At 47.2% G+C, this 22,823-nt stretch carries 18 protein-coding genes; 9 read left to right on the forward strand and 9 right to left on the reverse strand.

Going from position 1 to position 22,823, the window contains the following annotated elements; translation table 11 throughout:
• Positions 1–8: 8 nt before the first annotated feature.
• The 6 genes from PUN32_RS02705 to PUN32_RS02730 all read right to left on the reverse strand — a co-directional run bounded on the left by PUN32_RS02705 (position 9) and on the right by PUN32_RS02730 (position 6,846).
• Positions 9–638, reverse strand: coding sequence for a tetratricopeptide repeat protein (locus PUN32_RS02705; RefSeq protein WP_274721653.1), 630 nt, complete (start codon positions 636–638; stop codon positions 9–11).
• A gap of 297 nt (positions 639–935) precedes the next feature.
• The gene (locus tag PUN32_RS02710) at positions 936–1,733 is read right to left on the reverse strand and encodes an SDR family oxidoreductase (protein WP_274721815.1); all 798 of its coding nucleotides are present in this window, start codon (positions 1,731–1,733) and stop codon (positions 936–938) included.
• A 21-nt stretch (positions 1,734–1,754) separates the two neighbouring features.
• Positions 1,755–2,426 (reverse strand): TenA family transcriptional regulator, encoded by a 672-nt coding sequence (locus PUN32_RS02715; RefSeq protein WP_274721654.1) that lies wholly within the window; start codon positions 2,424–2,426, stop codon positions 1,755–1,757.
• A gap of 10 nt (positions 2,427–2,436) precedes the next feature.
• Positions 2,437–3,927, reverse strand: coding sequence for an AMP-binding protein (locus tag PUN32_RS02720; protein WP_274721816.1), 1,491 nt, complete (start codon positions 3,925–3,927; stop codon positions 2,437–2,439).
• A 9-nt stretch (positions 3,928–3,936) separates the two neighbouring features.
• Positions 3,937–4,539 (reverse strand): thermostable hemolysin, encoded by a 603-nt coding sequence (locus tag PUN32_RS02725; protein WP_274721655.1) that lies wholly within the window; start codon positions 4,537–4,539, stop codon positions 3,937–3,939.
• 294 nt (positions 4,540–4,833) lie between these two features.
• Positions 4,834–6,846, reverse strand: a complete 2,013-nt coding sequence (locus PUN32_RS02730) for a GNAT family N-acetyltransferase (protein ID WP_274721656.1) — start codon at positions 6,844–6,846, stop codon at positions 4,834–4,836.
• A 217-nt stretch (positions 6,847–7,063) separates the two neighbouring features.
• Here PUN32_RS02730 and PUN32_RS02735 point away from each other — a divergent pair, with 217 nt between their 5' ends.
• Positions 7,064–8,095, forward strand: a complete 1,032-nt coding sequence (locus PUN32_RS02735) for a polyamine ABC transporter substrate-binding protein (RefSeq protein ID WP_274721657.1) — start codon at positions 7,064–7,066, stop codon at positions 8,093–8,095.
• Between the two features lie 74 nt (positions 8,096–8,169).
• Here the strand turns inward: PUN32_RS02735 and PUN32_RS02740 are convergent, their stop codons facing one another.
• Both PUN32_RS02740 and PUN32_RS02745 read right to left on the reverse strand, forming a co-directional pair.
• Positions 8,170–9,141: a ParB/RepB/Spo0J family partition protein gene (locus PUN32_RS02740; protein ID WP_274721658.1), complete on the reverse strand. Its 972-nt coding sequence runs from the start codon at positions 9,139–9,141 to the stop codon at positions 8,170–8,172.
• A 7-nt stretch (positions 9,142–9,148) separates the two neighbouring features.
• Complete coding sequence (locus PUN32_RS02745) at positions 9,149–10,366, reverse strand: ParA family protein (protein WP_274721659.1); 1,218 nt, start codon at positions 10,364–10,366, stop codon at positions 9,149–9,151.
• Positions 10,367–11,134: 768 nt separating this feature from the next.
• On the opposite strand from PUN32_RS02745, the gene PUN32_RS02750 reads away from it, so the two are divergent.
• The 7 genes from PUN32_RS02750 to PUN32_RS02780 all read left to right on the forward strand — a co-directional run bounded on the left by PUN32_RS02750 (position 11,135) and on the right by PUN32_RS02780 (position 16,971).
• A complete protein-coding gene (locus PUN32_RS02750) occupies positions 11,135–11,332 on the forward strand; it encodes a hypothetical protein (RefSeq protein ID WP_274721660.1) in 198 nt (65 codons plus the stop codon).
• Positions 11,333–11,617: 285 nt separating this feature from the next.
• Complete coding sequence (locus tag PUN32_RS02755; protein WP_274721661.1) at positions 11,618–13,594, forward strand: replication initiator protein RctB domain-containing protein; 1,977 nt, start codon at positions 11,618–11,620, stop codon at positions 13,592–13,594.
• A gap of 482 nt (positions 13,595–14,076) precedes the next feature.
• Positions 14,077–14,274, forward strand: a complete 198-nt coding sequence (locus PUN32_RS02760; RefSeq protein WP_274721662.1) for a PA3496 family putative envelope integrity protein — start codon at positions 14,077–14,079, stop codon at positions 14,272–14,274.
• A gap of 165 nt (positions 14,275–14,439) precedes the next feature.
• The gene (locus tag PUN32_RS02765) at positions 14,440–14,649 is read left to right on the forward strand and encodes a DUF3283 family protein (RefSeq protein ID WP_274721663.1); all 210 of its coding nucleotides are present in this window, start codon (positions 14,440–14,442) and stop codon (positions 14,647–14,649) included.
• Positions 14,650–14,737: 88 nt separating this feature from the next.
• Positions 14,738–15,457 carry a YebC/PmpR family DNA-binding transcriptional regulator gene (locus PUN32_RS02770; protein ID WP_166015220.1) on the forward strand — a complete coding sequence of 240 codons (720 nt, stop codon included), beginning with the start codon at positions 14,738–14,740 and terminating at the stop codon, positions 15,455–15,457.
• Between the two features lie 71 nt (positions 15,458–15,528).
• Positions 15,529–16,389, forward strand: coding sequence for an NAD(P)-dependent oxidoreductase (locus PUN32_RS02775; protein ID WP_274721664.1), 861 nt, complete (start codon positions 15,529–15,531; stop codon positions 16,387–16,389).
• Between the two features lie 225 nt (positions 16,390–16,614).
• Positions 16,615–16,971 carry a YibL family ribosome-associated protein gene (locus tag PUN32_RS02780; RefSeq protein ID WP_166015222.1) on the forward strand — a complete coding sequence of 119 codons (357 nt, stop codon included), beginning with the start codon at positions 16,615–16,617 and terminating at the stop codon, positions 16,969–16,971.
• 66 nt (positions 16,972–17,037) lie between these two features.
• On the opposite strand, the gene malT is transcribed toward PUN32_RS02780, so the two are convergent.
• Positions 17,038–19,746, reverse strand: coding sequence for an HTH-type transcriptional regulator MalT (gene malT / locus PUN32_RS02785; protein WP_274721665.1), 2,709 nt, complete (start codon positions 19,744–19,746; stop codon positions 17,038–17,040).
• Positions 19,747–20,325: 579 nt separating this feature from the next.
• On the opposite strand from malT, the gene PUN32_RS02790 reads away from it, so the two are divergent.
• Complete coding sequence (locus PUN32_RS02790; RefSeq protein ID WP_274721666.1) at positions 20,326–22,779, forward strand: glycogen/starch/alpha-glucan phosphorylase; 2,454 nt, start codon at positions 20,326–20,328, stop codon at positions 22,777–22,779.
• The last annotated feature ends 44 nt before the right edge of the window (positions 22,780–22,823 follow it).

The following is a 22,823-nucleotide window of genomic DNA, read 5'->3' on the forward strand; positions in this document are numbered from 1 at the left end:
GACTAACATTATTTTAGACTGGCTAACAGCTGCGCAATTTCTTGTTGGCGACCCGCATCAGCCACCGCTCGATTAGGTCTCGCGGGGGCTTGCTGTGCTTGTTGTAGATAACGTTTAGCTTCTGCTTCACGCCCCTGCTGGATCAGAAAATCGCCGTAAAAATAGTTAGCATCAATTCCGGTCGGATTAATCGCCAACGCTTGCTTTAATAATTGTTCCGCCTGATCGGTATCCCCAAATGATAGCGGCCAGCCCGGCACTTTATAGTACAAAATACCTAAGCTGGTGAAAGCCGATCCGTCTAAAGTATTGGGAGCTTGTTCAATCACCTGTTCTAATAAGCTTTTGGCTTCTTTGACTAACGATAGTGCGCCAAGCCCACTGCTAACGCCAGCCAATGAGGACTGATTGATCGCCAACCACACTTTCAGCTCAGGATTATTGCTGTCGCGAGTCAGCGCTAATTGAGTCTCGGCGATGGTTTGTTCATAACAGCTAACTTGCTGATCGACACTAGGGGTTTGATATCGACATTTGGCCCAATCGGCCTGCACTTGCTCTAACGGTGTCATGGCATACGCACTACTGAGCGGCCCGAACAGCAGCGTGAGACTTATCCATTTGCTTATCGTTTTCATCACTCGATCTCCTGTAACTATGCTATCCCCTTCCGACTTGAAGCGGCAGCGGTGTTGGCGACGTTGGTTCACCCCAATCACATCGTTTGTCTATGCTCATGGGAGCTCACTCACTTGCCGCCTACCTGCAACTCCAATTGGTTTGGCTATATAGATGTTGAATATGGGACTTTAAACATCGTGCTTTGAGCTCCGCGCTCCAAAACAAGCTACTTAAAGCTTAGATGATTTAACAACTTTGGTGAGCAACCATTTGCGTCCACAATAAAATCGCTGAGCTTGTGATCGTAAATAAACTTAGCGATCTAAAAACGACCATAGGATCGGCTGCTGTTTTTTGATCGCTCGCGATATCAAACTCGGCCATAGTTGATTTAACCGCACTAACAGCTTCTCCGGCCAGCCCATCCACACGACCGCTTGCTCGGTGTCGATGATGTTGGCGACTTGCTCTGCCACCACGGCGGGCTCATCGCTGTGATTGCCTAAGGTTCGATTTAATTGCTGCACCATCGGACTATTTAAAGCCGTATTGGTCGCCCTTGGCGCAAGGTAGAGCACTTTTATGCCTGAGCCTTGTAGCTCACGATTCATCGCTTCACTAAAGCGGTGCAAACCGGCCTTCGCCGCACAATAAGCCGCGTAACCCGGATAACCAATCGCTGCAAAGCTCGAACCAATATTGATGATCAACTCCGGTTTACTGACCCACTGCAATGCCAGATGAGTGATCTGCATTGGCGTCAACAGATTGAGCATCATTTCATGCTGCCATGATGCCTGCGTGCGCCGTGCAAACAGGCAAAACTGATTGCTGCCCGCATTGTTAATAATCACTCCGATCCGTGGCTGAGATTGGTCTAGTTGCTGGATAAACTGTTGCAATTGCTCAATACCGGTTTGCTCAGTCAAATCGACACTCAGTACTCGATGTTTTTCTGAGTTTGGTAGTGATTGACGCAGCCGCTCCAATTTTTGTCGATCGCGAGCCACTAAAATCAACCATGCACCACGCGCCGCTAAGCTATGCGCGATTTGTTCACCAATACCGCCGGATGCTCCGGTGAGCAGTACATATTGCTGACCAATATTCATCATGAACTCCTAAGCCGAGATTTACTCAGCCAATCTGGTGAGCTGACGCAACATTTGACCATACAGTTCAAATACGCGATTGGCGGCATCAATGATCGCTTGCTGATCTTGTACTGCGGTGATTTTATCCATCAGCGCAGCAAAAAATCGAATATGGTCCTGATCGAGTTGACTATGGGAAGCGAGATAACTGATGGCATGATCTGGCAGTTTGAGCTGCTGCTTGACTAACTGAGCGATATTGCCGCCCACCGCCACACTCGTGCCTTCCAAGACCCACACCATCCCAAATAGACTCAATGGATTATGCCGATCAATTTGGTGATACAGATAAGCCACCATCAACTCAATCGGAAAGCCAACCTGCCCTTGAGCTTGGTTATGGCGTACCGCTTGCGCATCGCCGCCACAGGCCTGAATATCATTGAGGATCCATTCCTGATGCCCTTTTTCTTCATCAATATAGTTTGCAATCGCGGTTCTGACCTCTTCATACTCTGCACTCAAACGACCACCGCAGGCCATTAACAAGGGTACGGTATGTTTGACATGGTGATAGGCTTGGGTCAGAAAACGAATGTACAGATCAAGGCTAATGTTGCCCTGCGCGCAAGCAGCAAACACCGGGGCTTGTAACATCTGCTGCTGGGCAACTTGGGTTTCTTGTTGTAAACGTTGGTAAAATCCACTCATGATCATTCTCCTAACCGTGACTCGGCGTGCCATTCACTGGCAGATACTGCCAATCAACATCGCCACCATTCAAACCGCTGCGCACAGTGCGCGGCGCTTGCTCAATCAATGCGCGTTTAGGTCGACCATTGGCGGTTAACCAAGCTTGCCAAACGCTCGCTTGACTCACTAATAGGACACTTTGGATCTGCGCATAATCGGGCAAGTGACGATTAATCTGCTCGATACGCGCGGCTAAATCGGGCAATCGCCGATCAATCACCGCGGTAATGCCCCATTCATCATCCCCAACCACCACGACTCGGCACTCTGGCATCCAAACCTGCGCATGAGATTCAACCCATTCCGGCGCAATGTTGCGCCCAAACGGGGTAATAATGAGATTTTTTTTACGGCCAATAATCGCTAAAAATCCGTGTTCATCGATCGTCGCAATATCACCGGTGGCCAGCCACTCATCGCTAAACGGCTCGCCGATATAGCCTAATGCTTGGTTACCACGCACCAATAACTCACCGTCGGCGGCAAATTGGATCTGTAAGTGGCCAAGTGGCTTACCACAACTACCAGCTTGGTTATGCTGCGGAGTATTCATACTCACTACCGAGGCGCATTCAGATAACCCGTAGCCTTCATACGCAGCAATCCCTAACTGACGGGCGGTATTAATCAGCTCACTCGCCACTCGCGCACCACCGACCGCTACCCACTGTAATGAAGCGGCTAAGCTCGGGGTTTGTTGCACCACCCGGATCAGTGCCACAAGCAGAGCAGGCGTTAACACTAAGCTTGCCGGCTGATAGCGCGCCAAAGCCTGAGCCAATTTCACTGGCGAAAATTGGCTCGAGCCCGCTAAACCGAGTTCCTCACCAAACACCACCGTGACTGTCGCTCCTAGCAGGAGCGGCACATAAATCCCAGTGACATTTTCCAATAAGGTTGATAATGGCAGCATCACTAAATGCTGCTTAATTTGGCGATTCATCTGCTCAGCAATCGACAGGCTGACTCGCTCTAGATTTTGTTCACTCAAACACACCCCTTTCGGTGTACCGGTTGAGCCAGAAGTAAACGTCACTTTCTGAGTTTGCGCTAAGACCTGACTGGTACTCTCGGCTGGATAATACCAAGCAGAAAAACCCGCCAAACGCAGCGCGGCCAAGCCCAATTCAGGCCAATCGCCAACACACAGTTCAACATGTGCTTGCTTAAGTAAATGCGCGACCTGCTCAGCCGTAAAAAATGTCGGAACCGGCACCATGAGTTTGTGTGCCGCCATTGCGGCTAAATCCAATACTACCCAATCGACACTGTTTTCGGCACGCAGGGCAATGCAATCAACCGGCAACTGCTGCAACTGGGCGACGGTTTGCTGTACTCGATCCAATAGTTGTGCGTAACTTAAACTCACCTTTTGCCGTGCGGCATTGTCGCCAACAAAAACCAACTGATGAGGTTGGTGCTGAGCATGCTGGTGTAGTGCCTGAATAATTCGATTCATCATGCTTACTCATGCTTGTTTTTGCGTCACGGATAATTGATTTAACCGCGCACAACCTTGCAATAAATTACCGGCCAAAATACGAGGACGATACTGATAGTAAGTGCCCCATACTTGGCTGGCGTTAGGAATACGCTCAGGTGAAGCTTGGGCGATTAAACTGGGTTGCAAGCCAAAGCGCCGCATTAGCGCATGCAGTGGATCGGTCGCGGTAAAAATGCACCACTCAAATCCCATCGCGACTAACTGCTGGGCGATCAGTTGAAAGTGGTAGACCGAGAGACCACGCCCAAAAGAAGCAAGATGACCAAATTCAATCAATTTGCTGCGCGGGATTGCACAAGCAAAACGCTGGCTAAGGATTTGATCAGCCGGTTGATCCAGATACTGTTCCAAAAACAGCGGCTCTTGCTGAGCAATCCGAAATCCACATACCGATTTCATCTCATTTTGCTCCAACAGTGCCAAGTAAGCGGGCATATAGCTGGTCAGGTGCGCATCAAAGGCGCGTTGGTAACGCTCATGCACCAGATGAGTGGCCTCATGCCAACGAGCATGGTTAGCCGTGATGAGCTCTAATTGGAAATCAGATAGACAGGGTAAGTGTTTCATTGACGTTTTCCCTTTGCTTACTCGATAACTCAACAGTAAGCGGCATAACTTAAGAATCCCTTAAGACCTAACCCAAAGTTTGAAAAAAATTAGTTAGTCGTGACTGCTATGCAACTAAGCATGGCAACGATATGCATAGAAAACAATTTATGTGGCAAGAATTTATGTCGTAATAAGGCATGTTGCGACGATATGTCTATGTCTAGAAACTATTTGTATAGAAACGATGCGTGCACCCGCTATCTGCACAGAAGATAATGTGCCAAGTTTACAATTTACGAATAGGGGAAATGCTTATTTACAGTGTAAATTGGCCAGCAAGAGTAACAGTTCACCCCGCAGCGCTTGCTCAACCTGCCGCTTACCACTGAACTGAAATTGTTCAGCGCATTCAGCCCAGCTCTTACGTTGTAAAATTTTGCTGATCAATAGTCCAGAAATGGGCGATTGCGCGGCTGGGGCGCAACTCAATAGCCAACTGAATAGCCAAACTGCGACACTTTCGTAATTGGATCCGCCACGCGCATAACACTCAATCAACGCTAAATTAGGCTGGGGATAATGTGTCAACTGACCAGTTGGTAATAGTTGCTGAACGATGGAGGGCTCTAGCGCCCGCAGTGTGTCGCTGAGTTCAAAAATCCAATGGGCGCTGAACTGTTGTTGGGCTTGGGCAAGCCAAGTCAAGGATTCACCACGCACCATGAATAACGAATAACAGCCACTGGCTTGATCCCGCTGTGAGCCTAATTTAAGTGGCACGAATTGGTTGGCTAACCAAAATGGTAATAATTCATCGGTGACACCAAAACTGGTCGCGTAGTAATCCGCCTTGTGCTCTGCAATAAACTGACTCAACAGTTGCTGACCAATCCCCTGCCGTTGACCAGCCGGATGAACCGCAATGCGTAAAATTCGCCAGCAAGATTGATTGGCAGCCTCACGAATTCCGAGCTGATTCGCCAAGGTGACAGGCGCTAAATGCCCTTTCGGACGCCGCGTACCAAATTGGATTGCGTCAATTAATCGATCATCTAACTGCCCTTCCTGCACCGCAAGTAAACAGCCAACACACTGCTGCTGTTGATACACCGCGAACAGCGTCATCGCCTCATCATTGAGTAACGAGAACAGATCATTCGGAGAGGTTTGATAATGCGCGTTGACCAGCAGTGAAAAAACTGACGCCAAACGTTGCGGCTGCTGCACGCATTCCGCGCGGGTTAAACGAGCAAAAGTTAACGCGGCACCAGCGTGATCACTGGTTAACTCTGGTAATTCGCTTTGCAACAAAAACGCTTGATTTTGCCACTGCTCCAGCTCATCGCCCATCGCCCAGCGAATGGGCTGATCAAGGTGGAGCGTGCGCATTTGTGGGCGTTGTTCGTGTAGCCATTTTTGAAATTTGAGCGAGAAACCACGCCCACACCCTTCATAACCATGAATGGTTGATGCAAATACCGTGCGGTGATATTGCTCCACCAAGCGTTGCAATAACGGCAATGGCAGCGCTGCTGCCTCATCAACCAAGAGTAGATCGCCCTTGGGTTGGGTGCGCAGCAATTCATCGGGGGCAATAAAACGCAAGCTTGATTGTTGCCACTGCAAATAGCCACGTTTGCTCTCCGCCTGCGGCAAATGACGCTGCGCATGCAAAAATAGCGGTTCAACCGCGGCTAAAGCTGGAGCGGTAACCAAAATTTGTATCGGACGCGACTGCATCAATTGAGCTGCCGCCATCCCTAACGCACTGGTTTTGCCCCGTCCACGATCGGCGGTCAGCAGCAAAGGCCGTTTACGGTGCCCAGTCACCACTTTGATAATTTGCTCAATGGCTAACGTTTGCTGTGGATAACCACAGGTGGAGACTAGGGGCGGCAGCTTAGGTAAAGCAGGAACCGTATCTGGAGTGATCACCAATAAGCGATGGCACGCCTGCTCTAACCAAGCTCGCGCGGCACAATTGAGTGATGTAGCCTCGCCAATCATCACCAGTAAACCACCACCGACCAGCGTACCCAACGCCGCATTAAAGCTATTGGCATCCCAACCTTGCGATAAATCGACGATCAGCAGTTGGCACTCTTGTCCTAACCATTGCTGACCTTGCCGATAGTCGACCGCCATCACACCCTCTAGCTCAGTATCGCCTAACATCAAAATGGATGCGCCTGCAAACTGACCGACCAATGCCCCCAGTAAATGCTGTTGCCATTGGCGATCGCCACGTAGCCAACATCCAAAGCGAGTATGTGCTTGAGTGGCGAGTTGATGAAGTTGCAGTAAATAGGTAATTGGCTGAGTCATAACACGTGCGATCCCAAAATGATGCGCCATGTTAGCACAGGCCCTGCCAAACCACGTAACCTCTAAAACACCCTGATTCAGCGAGGTAACTGATGTTGGCTAAAGGCAAAATATTTTTCTTAACGACAAATTATATTTGCTTTATCCAGGTAAAAAATTCACTAATTATGCACTCTAACCTCAGCATTCGGCTGAACTTAAAAGGAATTAAAATGCAATGAAGACTTTGATTAAAGGATGGATATTTTCTGCCGTAATGGCTTGTAATCAGGCCTATGCACAGCCAGTGCTGAACGTATATGCATGGGGTGGCTATTTACCAGAGCAGTCACTAACAGCGTTTCAGCAACAAGAAGGGGTGACTATTAACTATTCAACCTTTGAGAATAATGAGTCAATGTACACCAAACTCAAACTGCTCAAAGGCACAGGTTACGATGTGGTGTTTGCCTCTGCGTATTTTATCGAAAAAATGGCACGTGAAGGGCTACTGGCCAAAATCGATCATGCGCAAATCCCGCATATGCAAGATACCTTACCAGCGTTACTGGGTCTGGCTCACGATCCCGACAACACCTATTCATTGCCCTACATTTGGGGAATTACCGGCCTTTACTACAATTCGGCTATGCTGCCGAATGGCATTACTCGGTGGGCTGATTTGTGGGATAAGCAATATCAACAGCAAGTGATGCTGATTGATGATATGCGCGATGTCTTCGGGATGGCGTTAAAACTCAACGGCTTTAGTGTCAATAGCCGCAATGAAGCAGAGATCGAACAAGCCTACCAATCACTGCTCGCGCTGAGAAATAATATACTGCTGTATAACTCAGATGCGCCACATGTGCCTTATGTCTCTGGTGAAGCAACGCTTGGTATGCAGTGGAACGGTAATGCTTACCAAGGCCAAGTAGAGATGCCGGAGCTCAAATTCGTGATGCCAGAAGAAGGTGCCGTGTTATGGATGGATAACTTCACCATCCCTGCTGGCAGCAAAAATATCCCATTGGCACACAAGTTTATCAACTTCATGTACCAACCGGAAAACCAAGCGGAAATCGTAAAAAGCCTAGGCTACGCTTCAGCAACCAAGGCTGGCCGCGCGCTGTTGCCACCAGAGTTACGTGATAATCCAACCATCTTCCCATCGGATGCTGAGATGCAGAAAGGCGAATTTACTAATGATGTCGGCCCAGAAACTCTAGCGATCTACGAAAAATATTGGCAGCGGCTCAGAAATCAATAAAACCGCGTTAATCAATCCAAACGCTAATACGCATCAAGCCCGCATTACGCGGGCTTGATGGTTAACAACAGCGATTAATTCAGTTTGTGCTGCACAAAATCAAGGATCTCTTGCATCAGTTGATCATCCACTTTCTTCAAATTCAGCACTAAATTACTGCCTTTACGCGCATAGCTTGCACGGCCTTTAATCAACTCGACTTTCGGTGTTTCATTACGTTTCGGTGGTAACACATCTTGAATCCAACTCTCGATGGTTTCCGTCACCTCTTTGGTAATACGTGCCACCCCTTGCGCTTGTGAACGCTGCCAAACAAAACCATTTTCTTGATGGCATTTCGCCAGCAATTGTTGACGTTGGTTCTGATCCAACTCATTAAATTGCTTGTACAATTTCACAATAGTAGGACGGCCTAACTCCACGACACTCGGGTAAGCTTGCAAAAGCTCCAGCGGTAATACTGCCGCTTTGAGTGCACCACTGACTAACGCTTCGCTGCACTGAAACATTTTGGCTAACGCTTTTTGATCTTCCGCTTCACCACTATCGAGTTTGGCCTGCATCTCTTTGCCTTTCTCGTAAAGTGACAAAGGCTTATGGGCATTGGCAACATCCGATAAAAACTTGGCATGTTCGGTATTAATGTTGTCAGCCACATAAATTAAAAACTCTTTGCCAGCCAAAATACAAGACATACGGCGACGGCTACCATCAAGCACTTCAATTTTGCCTTGCGCCGTTTTACGGCCTACCGCTGGATACTGCTGGCCTCGCTCACGCAAGGTGGTTAATACATCGGAAAGCGCATGTTCGGTCAAAAAGGCTTGTTCACGGGCATTTTGCGCAAATACCACGGTCTGATCCGCCACTTGGTCGGCGGCAATCCGCATTAATTCAAATGTGACCACCTCTTCTCCAGCCACCGCCAGCTCAATCAACTGAGCTTGTGCTTTAGCGGCCGATTGCGCTTCAGCCGGTGTAGTCGCTCGGCGTTTATCCGCTTTCCCAAACAGTTTTGCGTTCAGTTCAGAAGTTTTAATTGCCATTCGTTAGTTACCCCTGATTAAGTGAAGTCCAATGGGAATGAAGTACTCGCTCTAGCTCTAAAGCGCTTTTTTGCACCGCATCCTGCGCGGTGGCTAAGGTTTTTTTACCGCCTTCAAAATCATTCACCGTCAAATCAAACACCGTACTGTAGGTATCGGCACAAGTCTCAAATGCCCGGCTACGTGGAATGGTCGCCATCATCACCTGATCACCCAACAAATAGTTCATTTCGGTCAAGACCGAGACCTGCTTTTTGTTGTCATCTTCGAACATGGTCGGCATTAAACGGACAAACTCCAGCCCCTTCCAATCTTCAGGAAACATTTCATACACGGTCGGTAAATGCTGGAAGAAATTGACGGTCGATGCCCAATCGAGTCGTTTCGCAGCGCACGGGATCAATAACGCATTAGAGGCGTACATCGCGTTCCATACCAAGGGATCAACGTGTGGACCGGTATCGATCATGATGATGTCAAAATCATCCGCGATCTTATCGATCAGCTTCTCTTTCAATAGACGCACAATGTCTAGCGATTGATTTTGTGATAGGTATTGCCACGCTTCTGCGTTAAACATTGCATCTTCAGGAAACGCAGAAATGGTTTTCAAATTGGGATATTGAGTTGGCAACATGACATTTTTGCGTAGGAATTCGGCATCCACTTGCACACCCTCTGGCACATTATCCAGCATAATGTCCACCGCAGAATAGATATTGGTATGCTCAGCCAAACTGATTTGTGGATTAAGAAATAGGCGCAATGAGCCTTGCGGATCCAAGTCAATCAGGCAAATTCGGTAGCGTTTATCCAAGTTCAGCGCTAAACAGGCCGCTAAATGTACCGCGGTCATTGACTTACCTGTACCACCTTTTTGGTTCTGTACATTAATCACCCACGGCTTGCTGTCATGGTTAATTTTGCGCTGATGAAATTTCGCCACTCCTGCCGCATCCATTAGCATATGCGCTTCAGAGAGAGTGATAGAGTAGTGGTTGGCATTATTTTTAGTAAATTGATGCCCCGCCTGTTCCACCTTCGCGATCGCTTCATCAAGCTTACGTCGAGTTAAGCCAGAACGTGTCTCCATCAGCGCTTTCGACATCGGCGGAAAATGCTCATCGCGGCGTTCCTCTAATACAATCTCAATCCGATCCGCTTGCACTTGCTGAGTCAGCTGTGCCAGTTGGTAGAGATTGTCTATCGTCTGTTCTCTTTTCATTGCCAATTTCCGTTTTTAGGGCTTAAAACCAATTGTACAGCACTAATAAACAAATACAATAAAAAGGTGAACATGGGATGATTAATCAAAATACTGCAAATATTACGATTAACAGAAAATTGATCACTAAGTGGCGATAGCCAACCCACTTGAGCCGGAAGGGGATAAACTTTGAGCAAAATGAATCTTTTTCTAGACTGTGGATTGCTCTAACAAAACCAAATATTTAAAAATATTACAACGTCACTTATTTACAATGTAAAACCAATCACCAAGCTTAACAGCGTTATCATACTACGGAACGATTAAATAACGCCGCTAACTTACGGTAAGTGCTGTTTTAACTGCCCTAGACATCAAATCAGAGCTGAATCGCATAAAAATGCCCCTCGGCCGTTTCTGGTATCGATTACCGAAACGATGATCAAGAGTAGTCTCATGATCATGCTTCCAAGGCTAATCGAGTCGATAGGAAACATGATCAAGAGGCTCATAGCGCTCAAATTGAATTGAAAAAGATCATCAATACAAGATCCTTTCATGGATCAATGATCAAGAGAGAGAGACCATCGGAAGCATGTAAAACTAAGATTAGTTTACGGTAGATGTCAGATAGAATAAGGCTTTGACCGGTGATAAGGGAAAATTTACGGATTTAACTGACCAACCACATCAAACAGATACTCAAACCAACAGCCATGATCATGCTTTCAAGTACTGCTCTCGCCACAGCGACATCGCAAATCAGCCAGCTTACTGGTCAATCGAATGTTTAATTTCACCAATTGGGTCAAATTGGGTAAAATATTCAGCCACCTTGATCATCTTTCCGTGGCTAAAAACGCCGAATTTTCAGCAGAAGGTCAATCCATCACCGAGTATTCGATCCACACTGTGGATAAACTGTGTAGCGGCCTTGATCATGCTTGGCAGACTGCATTGATCATTGATACGACATCACGTTGATCATGCTTTAAGCATTAAATGATCATGCTTTCGATCTTACATTGATCATCCTTTCATAACCCTGATGATCATGCTTCTTGAAGTGAAAAAATAACTTATTTAAATAACAATGGGTTGCGTAAAAAATAGCAGCCGGATCATTAGATCACTCTAATCATAATTAATCATTAAAATCAAAAAGATCAGTTATTTAAAAACAATAAATTTTTCTTTATTTATGATCTTTTTTTCTTTATCCTCTTGGAACTATAGTGATATTACGGTAAGTGTGATACGGATATAATCATGAGCTCAGAACAAAAACGCTTGATCAAATTGCCAAGAACTCACAAAGATGGCCATCTTTTTGAAGTTTCTGAAGCCGCAATTGACTGGATCGAACAGTATCAACACTTTAAAGGTGTCACCAAAAGTATCGTGGAATTATTAAACCTGATTTCACTGCGTGGCTTACGTAGCAAAGATGGTTTAGTGTCAACCACTGAATTGATTGATGCAACCGATGGACAATTAACCCGCGCTGCCATTCAGCAACGTTTAAGAGCCGCTGTCGCGATTGGGTTGTTTAAACAGATCCCAGTCCGTTTTGAAGAGGGATTAGCAGGCAAAACCATGCTGCATCGCTTTATCAATCCTAATCAATTGATCTCGGTATTAGGCTCGACCAGTTTAGTCACGGAAACCGTTAAGCAAAACGAAAAACAAAAACGCTCTAAGGCGTTAGCGCAAACTCAAGTTAACCAACGCTTACTGCACGAACATGGGCTTAATACGCCACCAGCCATGAAAGATGAAGCGGATCAATTTGTCGTATCACCGACCAACTGGGCCGGGATCATTGATCAAGCATTAGCGCCACCGCGTACACGTAAAAGTTACCAAAAATCGATGGTCTCCATTTCAGGCACCCGCGCGGTGATTGAAACCCGATCGTCAAAAAACATTATGACCGTCGACGATATGATGACCTTGTTTGCTCTGTTTACTTTAACGGTGCAATATCATGATCATCACCAAGATGATTACCATTTCAGTGCTAAACAAGCGCCGAATAAAACCCCGCTTTATATCACTGACATTCTCGCTTTGCGCGGCAAAAAGGACAGTGGCCCTGCGCGTGATTCGATCCGCGATAGCATTGATCGGATCGAATTTACCGATTTTCAATTACATGAACTGACTGGGCGTTGGTTGAGTGAAAACATGCCTGAAGGGTTCAAAAGTGATCGTTTTCGCTTTCTCGCGCGCACTATTACCGCTTCTGAAGAAGCGCCCGTTGAAGGCAGTGATGGTGAGATCCGCATCAAGCCCAATCTCTATATCTTGGTTTGGGAGCCATCATTTTTTGAAGAGTTGCTGACTCGGGATTACTTCTTCCTGTTTCCACCGGAAATCTTGAAACAACACACGCTAGTGTTCCAACTCTATTCGTATTTTCGTAGCCGTATGTCACGTCGTCACTCGGATGTCATGCTGCTCAGCGAATTAAACCAAAAATTGGCCAGAAATATTGAGTGGCGTCGTTTCTCGATGGATCTGATCCGCGAATTGCGCCGTCTTTCCGAAGGGAAGGGGAGTGAGGATCTGTTTGTGGTCAACTTATGGGGTTATCACTTAACCGTCACAAGTGTCGCAGAGAAAGGCAAACTGAGCGATTTTCAAGTGGATATCAAGTGTGATGTGGAAGAGGTGCTGCGCTATTCACGAGCCAAAACTACCAATGCAGGCAAACGTAATATGGCGCCAACGTTACCGAACCCACTGCGTAATGAGCTGGTTTCCAAACAAAAATTGGCTGAACTGTCGAGTATTATTGATGGTGAGTTTGAGCCGATCCAGCGCAAAGCTCCCTCACCAAGAGGTCGCTTGGGGCGGCGGGTCAAACTGCGTAAACATCTGGTGGAGATCAATGCTGATGAGATTACTATTACCCTATCGCGCTATACCTCACCAGAAGCGCTAGAACGCAGTATAACCGCTTTAGCCGCGATGACTGGACATGCACCTTCATCAATCAAAGAAGAGTGTGTAGAGCTGATTGACAAGCTCGATTGGCTGCGAGTTGAAAACGAGGTGATCCAATATACGACCTTGAGCAAATTGTTGGAGTTGTATAATAGCCAGAATGAGCATAAACACCTGTCGATTGAAAAGCTGATTGCCGGGTTAGCTGTACGGCGTAAAGTGTGTAAAGCCGTACAAGAAGGGCATCTCGATCCGACCCTTTTCCGTGCTTTGGATGATATGGCGGCGGAAGTTTGAGTGATGATCAACTGTGTGCTAATGCTGATTTTGTGACCAAACGCTGACAAAAGATTGACATCTCACTCCAGTGGCATGAATAAACTGCTTAACGAATAGACAACCTTTTGCCCATCCGACGGATTATCGATTGGCTTAACTATCTTAGTTTTAGCGAGTTTTAATAACTCGCTATTTTTTTGTCTATTATCTGGCTCACCGCGAGATTTCAGTGCGATTGCGGCAGATCCGTTTTGCGATCATCCCTTGATCATGGTTCCTGCTAGCCAGCTCGTGATTGCCATCGGGTATGTGCCCATCATCCAGCGACCTGGTCAAGTTGAGCGTGACAAAACAATCCCCCGGGTTGGGTCCGGCCAGCGTTTGATCAAGCAAATAGCTCAACTCGTGCCATAATCACAATACCGATGAAATTGACTTAACAAAGCCAAGCTCCTTTGTTACAGATAAGGGGCTGTTAGCATGGTTTTTCGGAGGTATTTATGTCGATCAATTCAATTGACCATGATGATATGACCCATATTGCCAATCAATGGGATCCCAGTGAGGAGATGGAGTTACTGCGCCCAAGCAAAAATGTGAAGTCGGCACAGGCTCGTCGCCGTATCGAAACGTTGCGTGAAATCCGCGAAAGTGGGCTGACAATTGAGGAAGCCAAACAACTAGGACTGCTGCATTAGCCTCATCGCTCCAAGCTATCGATTCAGGGTGGCCTTAAGTCACCCTGGGTTATTTTTTTGTCGCTTCTGTTGATTTTGCGCAGCCAAAGCTACATTTTGACTCTTAATTTTCCGCGTTCCTATGTTATATTTCATCCCACGATTTTATTGATTGTAGGCTTACTAATGTCTTTCAACCTTGCATTACTGACTGCAGAAGAAAAAAACAAAGTAGAACTTGATAAACAAGCTTCTTTCCTTGTTTGGCGACTTAAGCAGGTAAAATCAGGACCGGAAGAGATCACTAAGCAGATAGCCAAGCTTACTGCGGAAAGCGAAAAGCAGTGGTTTCAACAGTCGATAGACAAGTACAAAAGAGTGATGGGCGTTGCGTAGCGCCTCGTGCTCAGTAGGTGGCAAATTGCAAACCGCAAGCCTTCTGCTAAAATCCGTCGCAACAAATTGAATTAGAGAGAACATCCCAATGGGAAGAAGTTTTGAAGTGCGCAAAGCCTCAATGGCGAAAACTCAAGGCGCAAAAATTAAAGTTTACTCAAAATACGGTAAAGAGATTTACGTTTGTGCGAAAAACGGTGGTACTGATCCGGATATGAACTTATCGCTGCGTCATCTGATCACCAAAGCCAAAAAAGACCAAGTACCGGCACACGTGATTGAAAAAGCGCTGGATAAAGCCAGCGGTGGTGCCGGCGAAGATTACCAACCAGCGCGTTATGAAGGTTTTGGTCCTGGCGGTGCAAGTGTGATTGTTGACTGTTTATCAGATAACGGTAACCGTACTTACCAAGATGTGCGCCAATGTTTTGTTAAAACCGGCGCGAAAATTGGTACACCGGGTGTGGTTGCGCACATGTTTGACCACCAAGCAGTTTTCCAATTCCAAGGCGATGATGAGGAAGCGATCCTCGAAGCGCTAATGATGGCGGATGCGGAAGTTACCGACATTGAGCTGGAAGAGGGTGTGATCACCGTGTTTGCACCGAACACTGAGTTCTTCAAAGTCAAAACTGCCTTGAATGAAGCATTCCCAGATCTGACGCTGGATGTGGAAGAGATCACTTTCGTGCCACAAACGCGCACTGTGGTGAGTGGTGAAGATGCAGAAAAATTCCAGAAATTTCTTGATATGCTGGATGACTGCGACGATGTACAGCAAGTTTACCACAACGCGGATATCGAATAAGCGTTATTCAAAAAGCCGAGCGAAAGCTCGGTTTTTTCTTTTAGGATCAAAAAAACAATAAGGATAACAAGATGAAAGTCAGTTTTATTGGTTTGGGGGTGATGGGCTATCCGATGGCTGGTCATCTGCAAAAGGCCGGATTTGAGGTCACGGTGTTTAACCGTAATACAGCCAAAGCCGTGGAGTGGAGCAAACAATTTGCTGGCCAGTATGCAACCAGTATTGCGCAGTGTGTGGCGGATGCCGATGTGGTGCTGACTTGTGTGGGCAATGATGACGATGTGCGCAGTGTGACCACCGCTGCCAGTGGTGCGTTAGCCGCGATGAAAGCCGGGGCCGTGTTGATTGATCACACCACCACTTCGGCTACGCTGGCACAAGAGTTAGCCACCGCTTGTCAGCAAGCGGATGTGCGCTTTATGGATGCGCCGGTTTCTGGTGGGCAAGCGGGGGCGGAAAATGGCGTGCTGACCATTATGTGTGGTGGTGAGCCGGCACTGTTTGAGCAAATGCAGCCGATTTTTGCCGCTTACGGACGTTCTTCGGTTTTGATGGGAGCGGCAGGGCAGGGGCAGCGCGCTAAGATGGTCAACCAGATTTGTATTGCTGGGGTACTTAATGGCTTATCAGAAGGGCTGATCTTAGCCGAGCAAGCCGGGCTGGATATCCCCAATCTGGTCGCTTGTTTGAAAAATGGCGCCGCGGGCTCTTGGCAAATGGAAAACCGTGCGGTGACTATGAGCCAAGACAAGTTTGATTTTGGGTTTGCGATTGATTGGATGATCAAAGATTTGGGCTTTTGTATTGATGAAGCGGCACAACTGGGCGTGAAGTTACCGATGACTGAAAGCACGCTCGCTGCTTATCAACAACTTTCCCAGCAAGGACTAGGGCGGATGGATACCTCAGTGCTGATTAAGGCCAGCCAATAGTCAGCGAATTTACACTGTAAACAATCGCAACTTTTCGCGGTGAGTTGTCTGCGGTGTGCTATTTATTCTGTGACGTTTGGCCAGTTTGATACTGTGGAAGGGCTTGATAGGGTAATCTGCCGCGCCGATAAGCCAGATTATGTTGGCTAGGAGGAAAGTTGTCGGAGTATAACTCACAACTGCGTGCTATACTCTGCGCCCTTTCTGTTCGATAGAGCGACCATCATGAACCTTAAAACTGATATTCAACAACTTAACAATCGCATCGATACTTGCCGCCGTAAGCTGGATGCCGCAAAAACTCGTGCCGATTCGGAGATGGTCAGCAAGTTCACTGACGAATTAGAAACCTTAACCAAGCGACTCAACAGCGTTAAAGGTAAGCAAGATTACGATCTCAATAAGATGCGTAAGACGATTGCTGATATGCCGTTTTCACGTGAGCTGACTAAGCTTGAGCAGGCGGATCTTGGTAAGCTGAAAAAATCGGTTAAAGGTTTGGTGATTGTTCACCCGACCACCAAAATTGGTAAAGCGTTACAAGTGGCGGTGATGACCGGTTTTGCTCCTAAGCCGTTCTAAGCCTGCGGTTTTTTTTGAATCTAAAGCGCCAGCATTTGCTGGCGCTTTGCTATTGGACTTACCGGCTCAGTAACCCATTAATTGTAGTAGTTGCTCTGCGGTTTGCACCGCCTCTTTACGATTAGCGATATTGAGCTTTTGATACAAGTTGCGAATGTGGGTTTTAATCGTGGTGCCAGCTACATCCAGTTCATGAGCGATCTGTTCATTGCTGAAACCGGAGTAGATCAGACCGAGTACTTGCCATTCACGTTGGGTGAGTGGGCTAGTGCGCACCAGTTCCGGAATGTTCGGGTGATTAACCAGATTCTCGACAAACTCCTCATCAAAATGTACCGAACGACTACGCTGAGTGGTGGAAATCTCTTTGAGTAGCAGATGGGCACGATGGCGTTCTAAATCACCCAATTCGCCTTTCTGAACCAGTTTTTCCAGCAAATGGCCAATTTGGGCACCATCGATCAGAAAATTGCCAATCATACCGGTCTGATTGGTGAGGCGTAGCGCTTGTTTTAGCTTGTCGCAAGCGAGTGGGTTATCGCCTTGAGTGCTGGCCAGTAAGGCTTGCACAATCAAGTTACGGTTCATATCGGTGACCAATTGATACTGTTCAGCTTGTTCTTGAATAAAGCTGAGCGTGGTATGTGCCTCGTTGAGTTCACCGAGTTGAATCTGTGCGCGAGCGATATTGCGCCACTGCAACTGAGAAAAATGGTTGCAGGCTTGTGCTGGACGAATGCTGGATTGTAGCCATTGGCGGATTTCGCTGTGGTTCTCTTTGGCTTGCCAATAGAGCAGTAAAGAGAGCGACGCGTTGGCTGTCCAATCAACATGATAAGTAGATTGTTTCAGCAGATGTTGGATTTGCTCAATAAACCGTCCTGCTTTGTCCAGTTCACCACGGCCAATCGCAATTCTGGCTAGCATCGAATAGCTGTGTAGGTGCTTACTTTGCGCGTGGTTATCTAGCACAGTGAGTCCTTGATAAGCAGCTTGTTCCGCCTCCTCTAAGCGGTTCCAACACCATAAAATTTGTGCGCGGATGCGTAATAAAAACTCATGCAGTGGTACTTGGTGCAGTTGCTGCTCTTCAATCAATTTAAACGCGTTATCTTGCACTTCATAAGCGGCTTGTACATAACCTTGTGCCAGCAAAATTTCGCTTTGTTGCAACAAAGCCCACAATGCCTGGTGATAAACCTGATATTGACGCGCCAGTTTTTCGGTCTGCTGCATCATGGAAAGCGCCCGGCTCAAATGGCCTAACACATGATTCACTTCACCGACCACTGAAGTGGCCACAATACGGCTACGATAGGTGGTGTGATCCAGTTGGCTCAAAGCCAGCTCGGCCAATTCTAATGCTTTTTCCGGCTCATTTTGGTTGATCGCCACTTGCGCGCGCAGTGCGTTAAACTCGCCTTGTTCTTTAGTGGAAAGTTTGACATTAAGCGCGGTCATCTCATTGGCGGCTTTCGCCAATAAAGCTCCTACATCATTATAACGGTGCTGACTTTGGGCGAGCCAAGCTTGCAGCATGCACAGTTTCGGCTCCCGATACAGCTGGCTTGGGGAGAGTTGATTAATGGCGGATTCCAGCACTTCTAGCTCGCCTTGGTTAAACATCTTCCAACCAAATTGGCTCAAAATACTGGCCAATAGTTCGCTATCTTGTGCTAAATGCGCATGACGCAAAGCTTGATGAGGGGTAGCTGCGTTTAACCAAGCTTTGGCCGCCGCGCGTTGTAAATCTTGCTCTTGCTGCGGAACGCGAGCTTGGCGTTGATGGGCCAAAAATTCGGCAAATAAGTTATGGAAGCGATACCAGTTGTTTTCTCCCTCTAAGGGCGAAATAAACAAGCCAAAGCGATTGAGTGATTCAATCATCGCCAGCGCATCATCACGTCCGGTGAGGCTACTCACCAAGGCATCGTCGAAGTGATCTAGGACGGAGCATTGCATTAAGAAATAGCGGGTTTCGTCATCGAGCAGATCGAACACTTCTTCGACCAAATAATCCCACAAATGAGAGTGATTAAAGTGTGCCACTGATTCAACAGTTTGCGCGAGCGTGCGCTGTTGGTGCTGAGCTTGGAGCGCGATTAATTGAAGTGCCGATGGCCAGCCTTCTACGTAGTCACGCAGATGGGTGGCTGTCAGTGTATCAATCCCATCGGCCACGCGTTGATTGAAAAAGCGCGTGGTTTCTTCGGTATCAAAGGCCAACAGTTCATTGCCAATCTCAATCATTAAGTCGCGTACGCGCAGATTGGCAGTGCCTAGCGGTGGAGTGGAACGGCTAGTAACCACGAGCGTTAAATTATCGGGCATGTGCTTGAGGAAAAAGCGCATCGCTTCATGAATGGTTTCATCACTGATTAAGTGATAGTCATCCAGCACTACATAACATTCATTGTGGTAATCGGCCAGTTCGGAAAACACTTCACTAAACAGTGAATGCAGCGAGGAGAATTGACGTTTCTCGGCTAATTTTTGGGCATTGGGGCAGGCATTATGGCTAGCTTTGTTAATTGCTTGCAGCAGATAGTTGATAAATCGAAACGGGTCGTTATCACTCTCATCAATGCTGTACCAACCGACATTCGGTTTATCCGACAACCACTGCGCGGCCATGGTGGTCTTGCCATAACCGGCTGGGGAGCGAAATAGCACTAATTTATAGCAGGTAGCGTGTTGCAATAAGTCCAGAACACGGGGGCGAACGATCGCATTATGCAAGCGTCCTGGGCGAGTTAACTTCGAAGGGATCCACATCTTCTTTCTCTCGTCTATTTACTACCAGAGCTTCATGCTCTTGGGGCAGATCATGTTCAGTGATCTGCGGGTGGGAGAGGTGAGTACGCGAGGCATATCACACTCAGATAGAGCGATGTTACTTGAAGTTATTCGGTGCGTTGATTGAGCCATGCTGAGTTTTTCGTGTTGTTCACGTTTTAGAGTTAACTACGCCCTAGATTTGTGAGTGTTATCACTAATTATACTTATCTGGCATCCGATTATTGGCTCATCCCCTACCTAATCTGCTGAAAAAATCGGTAATAACGAAGAGTTTATTGCGATCTATTTCACATAGTGAGTAATTGTTCAACAATCGAACAGCCAAACTTTTATTAAGCCTAACTATGGTTAATCAGTTGGAGGTGTGATCCGAATCACCGCTAGCGGTGATTCGGCCATCGATTGATGCGATTCAGATCACTCACCACAGAGGGCTGCGCCTCTACGCCTTGTTATCTCCTCCTAATTGGCCAGAAAAATAGGAGGATGTTTTGTGTACGTCATCAAGGCAGGATAGGGATCAGATGAATTAGAACCATAACCTGAGATTTCACAATGAAACCTACTCAACAGAAACAGTTTGACAAGAAGTTGTTCCAAGCCAACGTGAAGCGCCATTTGAGCGCGACTTACGCGACAACCGTGGAGCAGGCTTCTGCACGAGCTTGGTATTTAGCCATGGGACGCGCCTTAGCTGAATTTACTACTTTTGATCTGCTACAAACCGAGCAAGATCCACGCATCCTCAACAGCAAAGGTCTTAACTACCTATCGTTAGAATTTTTGATTGGCCGCTTAACCGGTAATAATTTGATCAGTATGGGCGTGTATGAAGCCGTGACCGAAGCGATGGGCGAGCTGGGACAAAACCTGACCGATCTACTGGAAGAAGAGCGCGATCCCTCTTTGGGTAATGGTGGCTTAGGCCGTCTGGCGGCCTGTTTTATGGACTCTTGCGCTGCGCAAGAGTACCCGACCGTGGGTTATGGCTTGCATTATGAATATGGTCTGTTTAAGCAGTCATTTGAACAGGGTCATCAGCAAGAAGCGCCGGATGCTTGGTGTGGTGTGGAAGGCTACCCTTGGGAAGTCGCTCGCCCAGAATTAAAGCAAGAAATTGGTTTTTATGGTCACGTAGAAGTGCTCAATCACAATGGTAAAGAGCAGCGCCGCTGGGTTCCGGGCATGTTAGTACAAGCCATGCCATGGGATTTACCGATTGTTGGTTACCAAAGTAATACGGTTTATCCGCTGCGTTTATGGGAATGTCGTGCGATTGCACCGTTCTCGCTGGCCAGCTTTAACAATGGTGATTATTTTGAAGCGCAGCACGCATTGATCGATGCTGGTAACATCACCAAAGTGTTGTATCCGAATGATAACCATGAAAAAGGCAAAACTCTGCGTTTGATGCAGCAGTATTTCCACAGTGCCGCTTCGATCCACGATATTTTGCGTCGCCATGAGGCCGCAGGTCATGCGTTGGTTGATCTGCCTAAATATCAAACCATCCAGTTGAATGATACTCACCCGACCATCTCGATCCCTGAGTTGATGCGTATTTTGATTGATGAAAAGCAATTATCGTGGGAAGCCGCGTGGGCAATCTGTTCCAAAACCTTCGCTTACACCAACCACACCTTGTTGCCTGAAGCCTTAGAGACATGGAGTGAGTCGCTGATCCAACGTCTATTGCCACGGCATATGGAGATCATTTACGAGATCAACCATCGCTTCTTGCAAGACGTGCGCGCTAAGTGGCCGGGTGATGTCGCGAAACAGCAAAAGTTGTCGATCATTGAAGAAGGTTTCCATCGCATGGTGCGTATGGCTAACTTATGTGTGGTGGGATCCTATGCGGTCAATGGCGTAGCGGCACTGCACTCTGAATTGGTCAAGCGTGATCTGTTCCCTGAATTTGTCGATCTGTATCCGGGTAAAATTCAAAATGTGACCAACGGTATTACCCCTCGCCGCTGGCTGAAGTTCTGTAACCCAGGCTTATCTGCGCTGATTTCGGAAAAAATTGGCCATGAGTGGCCAGCTAAATTGGATCAATTGAGCAAAGTGGCGCAGTACGCGGAAGATGCCGCATTCCAGAAACGCTTTATGGAAGTGAAAAAAGCCAATAAGGTGCGTCTGGCGGAGTGGGTGAAAGATCACATGGATATCGAACTCGATACGAATGCGATCTTCGATGTACAAATCAAACGTCTGCATGAGTACAAACGTCAGCACCTCAATATGCTGCATATCCTGTCGCTCTATCATCGTTTGATCAATGATCCAAGCTTCGATATGCATCCACGCGTGGTGTTCTTCGCCGCGAAAGCAGCGCCGGGTTACCACCTTGCCAAAGAGATCATTTACGCGCTCAACATGATCGCGCACAAAGTGAATAACGATCCGCGAATTGGCAACAAACTCAAAGTGGTGTTCATTCCGGATTATCGAGTAAGCATGGCCGAAATCATTATTCCGGCGGCGGATGTTTCGGAGCAAATCTCGACAGCAGGTAAAGAAGCATCGGGTACCGGCAACATGAAGATGGCGCTTAATGGGGCGTTAACCATCGGTACTATGGATGGTGCAAACGTTGAGATCCGTGAAGAAGTCGGTGATGACAACATCTATATCTTTGGTCTGGAAGTCGATGGTGTAGAAGCGCTGAAAGCGCGTGGTTATAACCCATTTGATTTCTACCATGCTGATCCATTGCTCAAAGCCTCGGTTGATTTACTGCTTGGTGATGAGTTCACTCCTGGCGAGCCTGGTAAGCTGCGTGCAACTTATGACAGCTTACTCAATGGTGGCGATCCTTATTTGGTACTGGCGGATTTTGCTTCTTACGTGACTGCGCAGACGGCAATTGATAAACAGTATCGTGATCAAGCTGGCTGGGCTAAGAAAGCGATTCTGAATACCGCGCTAGTCGGCAAATTCAGCTCCGACCGTAGTATCCGCGATTATGTGAATAACATTTGGCAATTGAACGCCGTCGCGCGTTAAGCCCTTTGGGTGGGGCTGGTTTTAACAGTCCCACCTTTTATTAC

Source organism: Vibrio chanodichtyis (assembly GCF_028863985.1).
GTDB classification, from domain to species: domain Bacteria; phylum Pseudomonadota; class Gammaproteobacteria; order Enterobacterales; family Vibrionaceae; genus Vibrio; species Vibrio chanodichtyis.